Below are 14,798 nucleotides of genomic sequence, written 5' to 3' on the forward strand. Positions count from 1 at the left end.
GCTGTGGCGGAGGTAATTCCGCTTTCACAGGCGGCGTGAATCCGGTTCTAATGCCTTGGCGATCTGCCGAGTGACTGGGTTCAGGGTCGTGTCCGTCTGGCCCGTCCCTGGCGTGCCGTGATGATGTCCGAAGTGCGAGCGCTAAAACCGTGACCCATTCGCCCCGCGTCGCCCCCAAGAGCCCCAGCGAGGCGTTGAAGCCGGTCGCGCCGCCGGCGCCGCCGCCCAAGGCGCGCCGTCGCAGACGCAGCCCTTTCATCGGGATGATGAGCGGGTTGTTCACGGCCGTGCTGGTTGTCGCCGGGCTGGTCGGTGCAGGCATCGCCATGGTCGGCAGTCAGAGCCGCGCGCCCGGTCCGCTGACGTCCGATCGCGTCCTGATCATTCCCAAGGACAGCGGTCTGACCGAGATCGCGGAACTGCTCCAGCGCGAGGGCATGATCGAGCACCCCTGGGCTTTTCGCGTTTCAGCTCTGGTCAGCGGCAATTGGACCAAGCTCAAGGCCGGCGAATATCTGTTCAAGGCGCGCGCGAGCCAGGCCGATATTCTCGACATCATTGCCGACGGCAAGGCCGTCGAACATGCGCTGACGGTACCGGAAGGCTTGACCAGCGAGCAGATCGTGGCGCGTTTGCGTGACAATGACCTGTTGACCGGCGACGTCATCCAGGTGCCGCGCGAAGGCACGATCCTGCCCGACACCTACCGCTTTCCGCGCGGCTTCACGCGCCAGGGCATCATCGATCGGATGACGCGCGACCAGCGCCAGATCCTCGCCGATGTCTGGCGGCGCAAGCCCGCCGACCTGCCGATCAAGACGCCGCAGGAACTGGTCGTGCTGGCCTCCATCGTCGAGAAGGAGACCGGGCGTGCCGACGAGCGGCCGCGCGTCGCGGGGGTCTTCATCAACCGGCTGAACCGCAAGATGAAGCTCCAGTCCGACCCGACGATCGTCTACGGCATCGTCGGCGGCAAGGGTACGCTCGGCCGTTCGATTCAGCGCAGCGAGATCACGCAGGCGACGCCCTATAATACCTACGTCATCGACGGCCTGCCGCCTGGCCCGATCGCCAATCCAGGCCGCGCGGCCTTGGAGGCCGTGGTCAATCATTCCCGCACCAAGGACCTCTATTTCGTCGCCGACGGCAGCGGCGGCCATGCCTTCGCCGAGACCCTCGAGCAGCACAATCGTAATGTCGGCCGCTGGCGCCAGCTCGAGTCGACGCGTCGCGAGCCCGGCAAGCCACCCGCGGAAGCGTCTGTCGACAAGGTCGAGCCGCCGCCGGCTCCCGACACGCGCACCGAGGCGCCAGCCCAGCAGCCGGTGGAAGGAGAAGCCATCGAGACCTGGCCGGCTCCGGGCAATCGCCGCGCCGGTGTGGCTCCGACGCAGCAGGGAGCGAGCCTGGCTGGTGCGGCCGGGACGCGCGCACGCGCCTTCGATGCCTCGGAGGGGACGCCGCGCGACCCGCTGCTGAACAAGACGTTCGATCTGAACTCGCCCAAGCAGATTCCCACGCTGCGGCCTTGACGATGGCGATCGACCGAAGGCCCGGCCATCCCCATCTTCCTGCGACGGCGCCGGCTGGCGCGCTTGCCCCCCGGTTCCCCCACCACTAGGGTCCCGCCGCGTTGAGGCGGAGACCGGGACACCATGGCCATTGAGAGCATGACGGGCTTTGCCCGCGCGGCCGGGACCGTGGCCATCCACGCCTGGGCCTGGGAAATCCGCAGCGTCAATGGTCGCGGGCTCGATATCCGCGTCCGCGTCCCGCCGGGTTTCGAAATCCTGGCCGAAGCCGCGCGCAAGCGCCTGACCGGCGCCTTCGCGCGGGGCACGCTCCACGTCAATCTCCAGATCACCAGCGATGCCGGCCCACCGCGCCCGCGCATCAACGAGGCGGCGCTGGCGGGGCTGCTGCAGGCCATCGCCCGCCTGCCGGCCTCCGACACCGTGCGCCCACCCTCCTATGACGGGCTGCTCGGGATTCGCGGCGTCATCGAACTCGCGGAGGAGAGCGAGGATACGCTGACCGTGATCGAGGCGCCGGTGCTGGCGGGGCTCGAGGCGGTCGTGCTTGGGCTCAAGGAGGCTCGCGGCAGCGAGGGGCGTGCGCTCGAGGCTGTGCTGTCGGGCCATCTCGAAACCATCGCGCGGTTGACCACACAGGCCGAACAGCATCCCGCCCGCAGCGTCGACGCCATCCGCGAGCGCATCGCCGCACAGGTCGGCGCGCTGCTGGAGGCGAGCCAGGCGCTCGACCCGCAGCGCCTGCATCAGGAGGCTGCGCTGCTGGCCGTGAAGGCCGACATCCGTGAGGAGATTGACCGGCTGCACGCGCATGTCGCGGCGCTGCGCCTGCTGCTGGAGCAGGGCGGGCCAATCGGCCGCAAGCTCGATTTCCTGTCTCAGGAATTCGGCCGCGAGGCTTCGACGCTTTGCGCCAAGGCCGGCGATGCCGGCTTGTCGCGGATCGGGCTCGAACTGCGCACCGTCGTCGACCAGACGCGCGAGCAGGTGCAGAATGTGGAGTGAGTGGTGATGGCCGATGTTCTGCGCCCGGCCCGTCGCGGGCTGATCATGATCATGTCCTCGCCCTCGGGGGCGGGGAAGTCGACGCTGACGCGGACGCTGTCGAAGTCGCCGAGCGAAACCAATCTCGACCTGTCGATCTCGGTCACGACGCGCGCCAAGCGCCCCTCCGAAATCGAGGGCGTGCACTACCATTTCATCGATCGCGAAACCTTCGAGCAAATGCGCGACCGCGACGAACTGCTCGAATGGGCCGAGGTCCACGGCAATGGCTACGGCACGCCGCGAAAGCCCGTCGAGGCATCGCTGAAGGCAGGGCGCGACGTGCTCTTCGACATCGACTGGCAGGGCACCCAGCAGATCCTGGAGCGCGCCCGGGAGGATGTCGTCAGTATCTTCATCCTGCCGCCCTCGATGGCGGAGCTGCGGTCGCGCCTGGTGCGCCGCGCCGAGGATGCGCCCGACGTCATCGCCAAGCGCCTCGCCAATGCCCGCGAGGAGATCGCGCGCTGGACCGTCTACGACTACGTCATCGTCAACGACGATCTCGACAAGGCCTATGACGCCGTTCGCTCGATCCTGGCAGCCGAGCGGCTCAAGCGCAGCCGGGCGATCGGCCTCGGCGAGTTCGTCGAGCAACTGCTCACCGAAACCCTTCCGTAACGGCGGATCGCGCTTCAGTTCGGCTGGATGCCGGCCTCCCGCACGAGCTTCGACCATCGTGCCGTATCGGTCGCGATGACCGCAGCCAGTTCTGCCGGCGAATTGCCGATCGGGGTGGCCCCTTGCGCTGCCATCGCCGCCGCGACGTCGGGCGACCGCACAGCCTGCGCCACGGCTTCGTTCAGCCGGGCGACGACCGCAGCCGGCGTCCCGGCAGGCGCCATCAGCGCATACCACGACACGGCCTCGAAGCCGGGCAGGGCGAGCGCCTCGGCGATCGTGGGCAAGTCGGGGATCACCGGGCTGCGCCGGCTGCTGGCCAGACCCAGGGCGCGCAACTGTCCTCCGTCAATCAGCGGCTTGGCGGTCGAGAGCTGAGCGACGATCAGATCGACATCGCCACGCATGACGTCGGTCAGCGCCGGGGCCACGCCGCGATAGGGCACATGGGTCATGCTGAAGCCGGCCGAGCGTGCCAGGAGTTCCGCTGCGAGATGAGCCAGGCTACCGGCGCCGGGCGACGCATAGGTCAGCGTGTTCGCGCCGGCGCGTCCGCGCGCGACGAGGTCCTGCAGCGAGCTGATTCGTGACGACGCCGAGACGACGAGCACATTCTCGACGCTCGCAATCTGCGTCACCGGCGCAAAATCCTTGACCGGATCATAAGGCAGGTTGGCAAAGAGCGCCGGGTTCACGGCCGCATTGCCGACCGGCATCAGCGCGAGCGTATGGCCGTCTGGCTCGGCCTTCGCGACGGCAGCCATTGCCGTGTTGCCTTGGGCGCCGACGCGGTTCTCGACGGTCACGCCCTGACGCCAGCGCTGCGTCAGAGTCTCCGCAACGATCCGCGCGAGTGCGTCGGGAGCGCCGCCTGCCGCAAAGCCAACGATGATCTTGATCGGCTTGCTCGGGAAGTCGAGGCTTTGCGCGTCGGCAGGCGCAGAAACCGCCGCCATGGCGATACAGAGGCAGGCATTCAACAGCAGCGTGGCGATGCGCAACATGGGGCGGCTCTCTTTAACGTTTGGCGGCAACGCATCCGCGCGGCTCGCAACGCGATCCGCTCAGGCGTGCTCCGACAGGGTATTCGCCAGACGCACAAAGCCTGCCACGGGGATTTCTTCCGCGCGCGCGGTCGCAATCAGCCCGGCCGCTTCGATCCAGGCGCCGGGCTCCGCCAGCACGGCCTTCAGGCTTTGTCGCAGCATCTTGCGGCGCTGGCCGAAGGCTGCGAGCGTGATCCGTTCCAGCAGGCGCCGGTCGCAAGGCTCAGGAGTCTGGCGCGGCAGGAGTTGCACCACGGCCGAGGTGATCTTGGGCGGCGGCACGAAGGCGGTGCGTGGAACGTCGAACAGGATCTTCGTCTCGCAGCGCCAGTTGCACAAAACCGCGAGGCGGCCGTAATCGGCCCGCTGATCTGGTGTCGCCACGATCCGCTCGGCGACCTCGCGCTGGAACATCAGGGTCAACGACGTCCACCATGGCGGCCAGGGGTCGAGATTGAGCCAGCCGACGAGCAGCGGCGTCCCGATGTTATAGGGCAGGTTGGCGATGATCCGGGCCTTGCCTCCGTCGAGCCGGCTCGACAGATCGACAGCCAGCGCGTCGCCATCGACGATATCGAGCCGGCCGGGATAGTGCGCGGCGATCTCCTGCAGCGCCGGCAGGCAGCGGCGGTCGCGCTCGATCGCGATGACACGGGCGGCGCCGTTGGCAAGCAGCGCCCGTGTCAGCCCGCCCGGTCCAGGGCCGATCTCGACGACGGTCTCGCCTTCGAGCGTCCCGGCGGAGCGTGCGATCCTGGAGGTCAGGTTGAGGTCGTAGAGAAAGTTCTGGCCCAGCGACTTCTGGGCCATCAGCCCATGGCGCTCGACGACCTCGCGCAACGGCGGCAGCGAATCGATCTGGCTCATCGGGCGGTCTGTTCGTGCTGCGCCACCATCCGCGCCGCGAGCCTCAGCGCGGCGATCAGGCTGTCGGGTCTGGCGATGCCCTTGCCTGCGATGTCGAAGGCCGTGCCGTGGTCGGGCGAGGTGCGGATGAAGGGCAGGCCGAGCGTGACGTTGACGCCCTCGTCGAAGGCAATTGTCTTGATGGGGATCAGGGCCTGGTCGTGGTACATCGCCAAGGCTGCGTCGTATCCGGCCCGCGCCCGCGCATGGAACATCGTGTCGGCCGGATAGGGGCCTGTGGCGTCGATGCCGAGCGCGCGCAGCGCCTCGACCGCGGGCGCAACCACGGCCGCATCCTCATGCCCCAGCGCGCCGCTCTCGCCAGCATGGGGATTGAGCCCGCTGAGCGCGAGGCGCGGCGCCGCGATGCCGAAGCTGCGCCTCAGCGCCCGCGCCACGATCGCGCCGGTTTCGACGATCAGTTCCGTCGTCAGCAGATCCGGCACGCTGCGTAGCGGCACATGGATCGTCACCGGCACGACGGCGAGATCGGAGCACCACAGCATCATCACGGGCAGCGGCGGCGTGCCGCCATCGGCGGCGAGATCAGCGAGATATTCGGTGTGGCCGGGATGGGCGAAGCCTGCCCGGTAGAGCACCGATTTTGCGATCGGATTGGTCACCACTGCGCCTGCAAGGCCCTGTCGCACGGCCGCGACCGCTCGCGAGATCGACGCGATCGTTCCGGGCGCCGTCGCTGGGTCGGGACGTCCCGGCTGCGCGGTCACCGCCTCGTCGAGCGGAATGACGGGCAGCGCGTCGGGAAAGTGGCGGCCGATCTCGTCCCAGTCGCAGGCGACGAGGGGAACGTCCAGGCCGAGCTGCCGCGACAGTCTCCCCAGGTGATCGATATCGCCGACAAAGCCAAAGACGGGCAGGTCCAGCGCCTGCCGACGCTGCCAGGCCATCAGGGTGAGTTCTGGCCCGATGCCGGCCGGATCACCCTGGGTCAGGGCAATCGGTGCCAAAGGCTTCGCCGTCAAGGGCATCACTGCTTCCGCGCGCATGGGTCTGTTCCTGTCACCCATCGCGCCGCTGCGGGTCTCCGGTCAGCGGCTGGAGGTCACGCCGTCGCCGGTCGACGAGGTGTCGAGGTTCTGCGAGTAGCTGAGTTCGCCAAGCGTCCGCAGTTCCAGGCGCAGCATCACCGTGCGCGTATCCTTGGTCGTGCCCGACTGGCGGTCGGCGTAGCTCTGCGAGTAGCTGACGTCGAAGACCGTGCACTCATCCGTGTAGTTGATGCCGAACGAGGTCGATGCCGTCTGGAACAGGCCGCCATTGGCATATTTCGGAATGGCGATCGTCGACGGTGAAGCCAGCCATGCGGTGTACTGGGTGCGGAACACCTCGCGGTCGTATTTGTATTTGTCGAGGTCGAACAACACGCCCGCCCGCAGCCGCCAGTTGCTCGTCACGCCGACCGATCCGTTCAGGGACAGACCCTCGCGTCGGCGGAAGATTCCGAGGCTCGGCTGCGGCTCATAGCGTCCATAACCGACGGAGGCGGTCACGACGCTGGTTGCATAGGTCGCCGCCGCGTCGATGCGCTGCGTCTCGAATGTGGTTTGGTTGAGCCGCGTCGCCCCCGTAAAGAATAGGCCCGTGAACGGCGAAATCTGCGCCCGGGCGACGATGTCCGACTTGTCCGTCTCCAGGCCCGAATCGAGGCCGGTGTTGACGAGATCGCCGGTTGCGAAGGAGTTGCGTCCGCCGAGGTGGTAGGATTGGCCGAGCAGCAGGTTGGCATAGGCATTCGCGCCAAAGCGCCCGGTATAGAGTGCGCCGACATTGGCACGCGTGCCGCCCTCGACGCGATCATAGCCGGAGAACTTGCCGCTCCACTCGAACAGGTTGTTGGCATCGAAGACGAGGCTCTGCGCGTCCTCGTTGGCCACGCGCAGGCTGTTGGTCTCGTTCGGGCGCGCCACGATCTGCGCCACCGGCTCGATGATGTGCGTGCCCCAGGACGTCTTGGCGACGAAGGGATAGCGGTACATCAGGCCGATCGCCGGCATTGCGCGGCCGAAGACCTCGTCGGAGGTGTCGACGATCGTCCGGACATTGGCGTTCGGATAGCCGGTGGTATCGGGATTGACCGAGAAGATGTCGGCCCGCACCGAGGCATACGGCGTCCAGACCTGGCCGATCGGATCGATGAAGTTACGCCGCCATGAGACCTCGGCGGTGGCGCGCGCGACATTGCCCGCAAGCCCGCGGACCAGGCAGGTGCTCTTCTGGTAGACGGCGCAGCCATCATACAAGTTATAGCCCGTACCGGAGCTCGTCGTGCCGTTGATCAGAAAAGCGGACTGCTGCGGCAGTTGCTGGAACGCTGCCGCGTCGCGCGTCAGATGGGTGACGTTGGCGTTGAACGTCAGCTCGCCGCCGAGGAAGCTCGGCTTGTGAATGCGCTTGTTGTAGTCGAGCACCGGCAGGACGACCGGCTGCTGCTTTTGCCAGTCCACCGATGTCAGCGGCTGGAAATAATAGCCGCGAAGGTCGAACCAGCCGGTTGAGGTCTGACCGTTCAGATAGGCGGTCGAGATCGCCTCCTGGAGATAGGTCGTCGCGCTCAGGCTCTCGTTGAGGATGCGGTAGTTCTTGTAGAACCAGCGATCCGTCGACATCGAGGCATTCCAGCCGAAATTCCAGCGCGGATTGATGTAAAACTTGCCGTTCGTCTCGATGGAGCCGCGGAACTTGTCGTCGCCGGCGCCGAGCGGTGCCGCGAGGAACGCTTCCTTCTCCTGCTGGAAGATGCCCGAGGCCCGTACCGTGTAGGAGCCGTTCACCAGTCGGTGGCGCCATTCGACCTGGCCGAGCAGGCCCTGCCGGGTCAGGTAGGTCGGGGTGAGCGTGAGGTCGTAGTTCGGCGCCAGATTGATGAAATAGGGCAGTCCGACACCGAAGCCGAGCGGTCCGGTGTTGATGAACTTCGGCGACAGGAAGCCCGACTTCCGCTTCACCGTCGAATCCGGTCCCGACATGTAGGGGATGTAGGCAAGCGGGACGCCGGCAAATTCCAGGCGCGCATCCTCGTAATAGATGGTCTGTTCGGCCTTCTTGTGGATGATCCGCGCCGAGCGGACCTGCCACAGCGGCGGCCTCTCGGGGTTGTCCTTGCAGGGCTCGCAGGCCGTGTAGATGCCCTTCTCGAAGATGAAGGTTTCGCCGTCCGTGCGCTCGGCGCGCGGTGCGCTGAAGCGGGTCTTGTCCGGGTTCACGACGCGCAACGAATCGATGAAGCCGTCGCGGAAATCGTCGGTCAGGTTGAAGCGGTCGCCAGTGATGACGGTCCCGTTCGATTCGGTGATGCGGGCATTGCCGGTCGCGATGACACGCTTGCCGGCCTGGTCGTAGGTGACCTTGTCGGCCTCGATCGTGCGGCCCTGATAGAGAATCTGCACCTCGCCGACGGCGGACACGGTCTTCTTGTCGTTGTCATAGACGAGTTCGCGCGCATCGACGACCATCCGCTCCTGCGGCTTGGCGGGCGCGGTTTGCGCGGAAGCGCTCCCGGCGAATGCCAGGACATAGGCAAGGCTCGAGGCAAGCGCGGTCGCCGCGGCAAAACGAGCCATGCGTGTCACGCCCGGAAGCATGCGCTCAATCCTAAATTAACCATAGGCACAGTACGTTTTACCCGTCTTCCTGATGGAGGAGGGCCAGAGCACCCAGCATCGCTCCAATGGTTGCCGGCAGCCACGCCGCGATCATTGGATTGACGATGCCCGATGAGCCGAGCTCCTCCGACAGCTGCGTCGCAACATAGAGCACGAAGCCTGCCGCGACACCACCTATCACCAGTTTGGTCACCCCACCAAACCTGAAAAATCTTAAGGAAACGGATGCTGCCACGAGCACCATGGCGACGAGCAGAAGCGGCCGCGCCATAAGCGACTGGTAGCGCAATTCATATCGGGTGGTATCGAGGCCGGCCCGCTGCGTCCGCTCGATCACGGCCGGCATCGACCAGAAGCCGACGGCCTCGGGCGGTGTGAAGCTCTGCCGCACCTGTTCGGGCTCCAGCGTCGTCGCAAACAGATAGCTCTTGTACGTCTGTGGCTCTTCCATGGCGGAGACGACGCGCGCATCCGTCAGCTCCCAGTAGCCGCGATGGAGCACGGCCTGCCTGGCATCGATTCGCTCGCTGAAGCCGCCGCCTGCCGAGAAGCTGAAGATCGCGACCTGCGACAGGCCGTTGCCGTCGGGCAGCGATCCCGCCGCCCGGATAATCGCCTGTCCGTCGACGCTGCGCTGCCTCAGCCAGATGTCGGGTGCTGCGCTCGACTGGGCGGCCCGCACGAACAGCCGCGTCTCGAGGGACGTCGCCTTGCGCTTCAGATCGGCCGCGACGGGGTTGTAGACCAGGATCGAGACCAGGCCGATCACCCCTGCGACCAGGGCTGCGGGCTGCAGGAACTGCCAGGCCGAGACGCCGACCGACCGGGCGACGACGAGTTCGAGCTTCCGGCTCAGCGTCAGCAAGGCGAACATGCCGCCAAACAGAACGGCGAACGGGAAAATCTGCTCGGCCACGCTGGGCACGCGAAACAGCGCGAGCTGCACGATCAGCGGCGTCGTCGCTGCCGGCGAATCGCCGGCTCGCCGCATCAGCTCGACGAAATCGAGCGTCCCGATCAGGAAGAAGAACGTGCCGAACACGCCCAGGATCGAGCGGGCGAACTGCTTCGTCAGATAGCGTCCGAAGGTCGAGGTCAGCAGCATCAGGCGCGCCTGAACCGCGCCGTCAGCCCGGCCAGGGGGGCGAGCAGCGGCGCGGTCATCCGTGACAGGAACGGCCTCAGCCGCTGGCCATAGAGGATGACCGCGCTGGCGCAAGCGATGGCAACGAGCGGCAGGATATACAAAAGCACCGCTGCGAAGGGGGATCGGACACTCGCCGTCCACGCCATATAGGCGCCGATGCGGGTCGTCGCGACGATCACGATTGCAGCCTGCAACGCGAAGGCGCGGCCCTGGCGGGTGGTGCGCGCCTCGCCGATGCAGGCGAAGGCGATCAGCATGAAGGCCATCGGATAGAGCGGCGCAGAGAGGCGGTTGTGCAATTCGGCGCGGAACCGGCCTTCCTGGTACTTGTAGTAGTTCTCGTTCGGATCCTGGTTGAGAAGCTGCCAGGTCGAGCGTTCGCGCGGTTTGTAGACGACCTTGTCGCCGTCGCCTTCGCCCGCTCCGCCGGTCGGATCGCCCGACAGTGCCGAGAGGTTCAAGGCATAGCGCTCGAACGAGATGATCGAGGTCGTGTCCGTGTTCTTGGTCTCGCGCTGGATCGTTCCCTTCTCCAGCATCAGGAAGCTCGACCCGTCGACTTCGACGGTGCGGCCGCGCTCGGCAATGTAGATCGAGGGTTGGTTCGGGTCGCGCCGATCCTGCATGAAGATGCCGACCAGCGCATCGCCCGACCGCTCGCGGTAATGGAAGGTGATGCCGGAATCGAGCGAGACGAACTGGCCCTCCTTGACGACATTGGCGACGAAATCGGCCCTGATCAGTGTGATCAGGTCGCGCAGGACCCGAAAGCCCGTCGGCATCACCGACAGCGTCATCCAGCTCACCAGCAGCGAGACCGCGATGGTCAGCACGATGAAGGGTCTTGTGATGCGATGCGGCGCGACGCCGGCCGCGTTCATCACGATCAGCTCGGAATCGCCGTTCAGGCGGTTGAGCGTGTAGAGAGTCGCCATGAACAGCGCGACCGGCGCGATGCCGGCGATCAGCGCCGGCAGCGAGAGCAGCGTCACGGTGAAGAAGATCACCACCGTCTGGCCCTTGCCGGTGATCAGATCGACCTCACGCAGCGCCTGCGTGACCCAGATCACGCTCGTCAGTCCGATCAGGAGGACGATCGACGCGATCGTCGCCATCTTCAGAATATAGCGGTCGAGACGCTGCAGCAGCACGCTGGGGACTTCCGTATCGGCAGCGGCGGATGGCCCGGCGCTGGTGGTTCGCGGAAATGACCCTATGGTATAGGCGCAATCAAGGCGCAAACAGGAATCGTTTGCGGCCGTCTCGTTTCGCCCCGTCCAAAGCCCACTCGCAACATCGTGAGCCGACCATGTCGCAGCGCCTGAAGCTCGAGATCAAAGCCCTCAACGCCATAGGGGGGCAGGATCTCGTCATCCTGGTGTCCGATACGCTGGCGCCGCCCAAGGCGGCCGAGGAATGGCTGGGCGAGGGCGCCCATGGCCTGCTTGCGCGCGGCGCGGCCGCCGAGCGCTTCAAGGGCAAGGCCCTTTCCGGCCTGACGCTGTTGGCGCCGGACGGTGCAGGCTACGAGCGCCTGATCGCCGTCGGTGTCGGTCCCGAGTCGGAACGCGGCACGCTCGACTTCGCCAAGCTCGGTGGCGCGATTGCCGGCCGCCTCGGTCATGGCCGCAGCGCGGACGTGATTCTGGCACTTCCGGAAGGCCCGCTGGGTCCCGAGCACGCGGCAGAGATCGCGCTGGGCATGCGGCTGCGGTCCTATGTGTTCGATGAGTACAAGACCAAGAGCAAGAAACCCGAGGAGGCCGAGCCGATCGCGGTGACGCTGCGCCTTCCCGATCCCTCCATCGGCAAGAAGGCCTTCAAGGCGGCCGAAGCCATCGCAGCCGGTGTCGAGTTGGCGCGCAACCTCGTCAACGAACCGCCCAACGTCCTCTTTCCGGAGGAGTTCGCCGACAGGGCCGCGAAGCTCGAGAAGCTCGGCGTCGAGGTCGAGATCCTCGACGAGAAGCAGCTCAAGAAGATCGGCATGCGCGCGCTTCTGGCTGTCGGCCAGGGCTCACGCCGCGAAAGCCGCGTCGCGATCATGCGCTGGAACGGCGCCAAGGGCAGCGTCCAGCCGGTCGCCTTCGTCGGCAAGGGCGTCACCTTCGACACTGGCGGCATCTCGCTGAAGCCGGGTGCCGGCATGGAGGACATGAAGGGCGACATGGCGGGCGCGGCCTGCGTCGTCGGCCTGATGCACACGCTCGCGGCCCGCAAGGCCAGGGTCAACGCCATCGGCATCATCGGCCTCGTCGAGAACATGCCCGACGGCAACGCCCAGCGTCCCGGCGATATCGTGACCTCGCTCTCGGGACAGACCATCGAGATCATCAACACCGACGCGGAAGGCCGTCTCGTTCTCGCAGACGTACTCTGGTACACGCAGGAGCAGTTCAAGCCGCAGTTCATGATCAATCTGGCGACGCTGACCGGCGCGATCCTGGTCGCGCTGGCGCAGGAGCATGCCGGCCTGTTCTCCAACAGCGACGAACTCGCCGTGCGGCTCTCCGCGGCGGGCGAGGCGACCGGCGAGACGGTCTGGCGCATGCCGCTGGGCAAGGCCTACGACAAGATGATCGATTCAAAGTTCGCCGACATGAAGAACGCCGCCGGCCGCCATGGCGGCTCGATCACTGCCGCCCAGTTCCTGCAGCGCCACGTCAACGACACGCCCTGGGTGCATCTCGACATCGCCGGCACCGGCATGAGCTCGCCCAATTCCGAGACCAACCGCTCCTGGGGCTCCGGCTGGGGCGTACGCCTGCTCGACCGGCTGGTCGCGGAACATTACGAGGGCTGAATCATTGTGGCAGGGGAAGCGCGCAAGCCCATGCGGTACAAAGTGATTTGATGGCCGAGATCCTCTTCTTCCACCTCCAGTCGCGCCCGCTCGAGCAGGTGCTGCCGACGATCCTCGACCGCGCCTTGTCGCGCGGCCAGAAGGTCGTGGTGGAGGTGTCGAGCCAGGAGCGCCTGAGCGCGGTCGACGATCATCTCTGGAGCTATTCCGACGAGAGCTTCCTGCCCCATGTCACGGCGATGGAGGCCGATGCCGCCACGAGCCCCGTGGTGCTGACCACGCATGATCACAACCCGAATGGCGCGCAGGTCCGCATCTGCGCCGAGGGCGTCCGCATTCCCGACGCAATGGCCGACTATGAGCGCGTCGTCCTGATATTCGACGGTGACGACCCCGACGCGCTAACCGCGGCGCGCGAAGATTGGAAGAAGGCCAGGGCGTCAGGCCTCGCCGCCAGTTACTGGCAGCAGGACGACACCGGCCGCTGGGAGAAAAAAGCGTGAAGTTACCTGTTCTGCTGCTCTGCGCCGCCGCGCTCGGCGGATGCGCCGTCGACATGGGCGGTTTCGCCTTCACCTCGGACAGCCGCGATGGCCGCACGACCACGACGACGAGCACCGCAACGGTGACGGGCACCATCCCGGCTCGCGCAGCGACGCAGGAGGCGAGCCTGACGCCCGAGGGCGAATGCAGCGCCGAGGCTCCTGCCGGCCGCACCCTGCCGCCTTTGATCGCGGAAGGCATCACCGAATGCGAGCTGGTCAAGCTCAAGGGCACCCGCCCGACCGACGTCCTCATCGGCGAGAGCGGCAAGGGCCAGCGCGAGACGCAGGTGCTCTATGCCGAGCCCGGCGGACGCGAGATTTACATGTTCACCGACAACAGGCTGAGCCGGATCGTGAAGCCGGGGCAGGGGTGAGCCGGCGGCTTGGCTCCTGATGACTGCCGGGCTTCCGCTTCCCATCCGCCTCCCTCTCGACAGCAAGAGCCGATCGTGACCGAGCGTTTCGAACGTCATCGTCAACCGTGGACTGGCGAGGAACTCGACAAGCTGAAGACGCTCGCCAAGAAGGGCATGGCGCTGAAGGCGATCGCCAAGGCGCTGACCCGCAGCGAGGAATCGATCAAGGATCGCGCCAAGCTCGACGGAATCGGGATCGCCAAGCTGCGATAGGGGGCGCTGAGGCGCGCTCGAGCTTTGTGCCTCGGCGGGAGGCGAAGCTCGAAGGCAAAGTCTGTGGGCCGCTGCCGCCGGCAGCAATCACCCGCGAGTTGGTGCATGGGTCTAAGCATCGATGTCCTGATCGGCGAGAACGGCATGGGCCAGATCGAGACGCTGATCCTCTATGCCGAGCCCGGCGGCGGCCGCGAAATCTATATGTTCATCGACAACCGGCTTAGCCGCATCGTGAAGCCTTGGCAGGGATGACGGACAGCGCTGGGCTTGGTTTTCGCCCCTTTGTGGCGGTCGCTGCTCGTCAACGGCCGTTGCACGGTGCTGACGGCAATGGAGCAGGGCGTTCGAGAATTTTGTCGTTGAGCTTCATGCCAATCTGAAAGGCAAACCAGCTATCACTTTCTTGCGGATTGCCGCTCGCCATAATCCATGAGTTTGAAATCTGCTTGGCTAGCACGCAGCCCTTTTTCCGGGCATCTTGTAGCTCTGCAAGCGCCCGCTGCTTCTCGTCGAAGGCGGCCTCTGGGGCAATAATAGCAGTCAAGATGCTGATAGCCTCTTTCCACTCCACATCAGTGGCGCCGCGCCGATCTGCCGAGACAAACTTCAGCCCCGCGACATCTCTGACAACACTCATGTCGATTGCGGAAAGTCCAAATTTGCCGACGCTTGAGGTTTGGACGCTTACAATTATCGGACTGATAGAAATTTCATGTCCAAATTCACGCTCTACCTGTTGTACAGCTTGACGAAAGAGCGAATTGATTGTCGGGCGCTCGGTTGCGAATGTCTCCGATATGGGTGAAAAGCCAGCGAGTGTAGTTGCGAGCGCTGCTCTCCAAACAACCTCCATGTGACGCATGAGTCGTGCCACTGCTCCTTTTCGCAGTTCAGCCTCA

General features: G+C 65.8%; 15 protein-coding genes. 8 read left to right on the forward strand and 7 right to left on the reverse strand.

The genetic code is table 11. The features are described from left to right. The first annotated feature begins 149 nt into the window (after positions 1-149). From mltG to gmk, 3 genes are all read left to right on the forward strand, one after another. Positions 150-1,532 carry an endolytic transglycosylase MltG gene (gene mltG, locus AE618_RS04975; RefSeq protein ID WP_248310747.1) on the forward strand — a complete coding sequence of 461 codons (1,383 nt, stop codon included), beginning with the start codon at positions 150-152 and terminating at the stop codon, positions 1,530-1,532. 123 nt (positions 1,533-1,655) lie between these two features. Next, positions 1,656-2,537 carry a YicC/YloC family endoribonuclease gene (locus AE618_RS04980; RefSeq protein ID WP_054207923.1) on the forward strand — a complete coding sequence of 294 codons (882 nt, stop codon included), beginning with the start codon at positions 1,656-1,658 and terminating at the stop codon, positions 2,535-2,537. A gap of 6 nt (positions 2,538-2,543) precedes the next feature. After that, entirely contained in the window at positions 2,544-3,197 is a 654-nt protein-coding gene (gene gmk, locus AE618_RS04985; RefSeq protein ID WP_054207924.1) for a guanylate kinase, read from the forward strand. Between the two features lie 14 nt (positions 3,198-3,211). Here the strand turns inward: gmk and AE618_RS04990 are convergent, their stop codons facing one another. From AE618_RS04990 to lptF, 6 genes are read right to left on the reverse strand one after another with little or no spacing between them, the layout of a single operon-like run. Further along, positions 3,212-4,201, reverse strand: coding sequence for a Bug family tripartite tricarboxylate transporter substrate binding protein (locus tag AE618_RS04990; RefSeq protein WP_156330103.1), 990 nt, complete (start codon positions 4,199-4,201; stop codon positions 3,212-3,214). A 60-nt stretch (positions 4,202-4,261) separates the two neighbouring features. Continuing rightward, complete coding sequence (rsmA, locus tag AE618_RS04995) at positions 4,262-5,110, reverse strand: 16S rRNA (adenine(1518)-N(6)/adenine(1519)-N(6))-dimethyltransferase RsmA (protein ID WP_054207925.1); 849 nt, start codon at positions 5,108-5,110, stop codon at positions 4,262-4,264. Continuing rightward, positions 5,107-6,156 carry a 4-hydroxythreonine-4-phosphate dehydrogenase PdxA gene (gene pdxA / locus AE618_RS05000; protein ID WP_432704488.1) on the reverse strand — a complete coding sequence of 350 codons (1,050 nt, stop codon included), beginning with the start codon at positions 6,154-6,156 and terminating at the stop codon, positions 5,107-5,109. Before pdxA ends, rsmA begins: the two co-directional genes overlap by 4 nt. Positions 6,157-6,198: 42 nt before the next feature. Then, positions 6,199-8,730: an LPS-assembly protein LptD gene (locus tag AE618_RS05005; protein ID WP_248310748.1), complete on the reverse strand. Its 2,532-nt coding sequence runs from the start codon at positions 8,728-8,730 to the stop codon at positions 6,199-6,201. A gap of 58 nt (positions 8,731-8,788) precedes the next feature. Next, positions 8,789-9,877: an LPS export ABC transporter permease LptG gene (gene lptG, locus AE618_RS05010; RefSeq protein ID WP_054207927.1), complete on the reverse strand. Its 1,089-nt coding sequence runs from the start codon at positions 9,875-9,877 to the stop codon at positions 8,789-8,791. Beyond that, a complete protein-coding gene (gene lptF / locus AE618_RS05015) occupies positions 9,877-11,064 on the reverse strand; it encodes an LPS export ABC transporter permease LptF (RefSeq protein WP_054208019.1) in 1,188 nt (395 codons plus the stop codon). Before lptF ends, lptG begins: the two co-directional genes overlap by 1 nt. Positions 11,065-11,228: 164 nt before the next feature. On the opposite strand from lptF, the gene AE618_RS05020 reads away from it, so the two are divergent. The 5 genes from AE618_RS05020 (at position 11,229) to AE618_RS27815 (ending at position 14,151) form a co-directional block, all read left to right on the forward strand. Further along, on the forward strand, positions 11,229-12,722 hold the full coding sequence (locus AE618_RS05020; RefSeq protein WP_054207928.1) for a leucyl aminopeptidase: 1,494 nt from the start codon (positions 11,229-11,231) through the stop codon (positions 12,720-12,722). A gap of 50 nt (positions 12,723-12,772) precedes the next feature. Continuing rightward, complete coding sequence (locus tag AE618_RS05025; RefSeq protein ID WP_054207929.1) at positions 12,773-13,225, forward strand: DNA polymerase III subunit chi; 453 nt, start codon at positions 12,773-12,775, stop codon at positions 13,223-13,225. Then, positions 13,222-13,641, forward strand: a complete 420-nt coding sequence (locus AE618_RS28400; protein WP_054207930.1) for a hypothetical protein — start codon at positions 13,222-13,224, stop codon at positions 13,639-13,641. The genes AE618_RS05025 and AE618_RS28400 overlap by 4 nt, the downstream gene beginning before the upstream one ends. A 75-nt stretch (positions 13,642-13,716) precedes the next feature. Next, positions 13,717-13,896: a hypothetical protein gene (locus AE618_RS05035; RefSeq protein WP_054207931.1), complete on the forward strand. Its 180-nt coding sequence runs from the start codon at positions 13,717-13,719 to the stop codon at positions 13,894-13,896. Positions 13,897-14,001: 105 nt separating this feature from the next. Beyond that, on the forward strand, positions 14,002-14,151 hold the full coding sequence (locus AE618_RS27815; protein WP_156330104.1) for a hypothetical protein: 150 nt from the start codon (positions 14,002-14,004) through the stop codon (positions 14,149-14,151). A 49-nt stretch (positions 14,152-14,200) separates the two neighbouring features. Here AE618_RS27815 and AE618_RS27820 read toward each other — a convergent pair whose 3' ends face one another. After that, complete coding sequence (locus AE618_RS27820) at positions 14,201-14,752, reverse strand: hypothetical protein (protein WP_197280675.1); 552 nt, start codon at positions 14,750-14,752, stop codon at positions 14,201-14,203. Positions 14,753-14,798: the final 46 nt, after the last annotated feature.

The sequence above is a fragment of the Allobosea vaviloviae genome, from assembly GCF_001298265.1.
GTDB classification, from domain to species: domain Bacteria; phylum Pseudomonadota; class Alphaproteobacteria; order Rhizobiales; family Beijerinckiaceae; genus Allobosea; species Allobosea vaviloviae_B.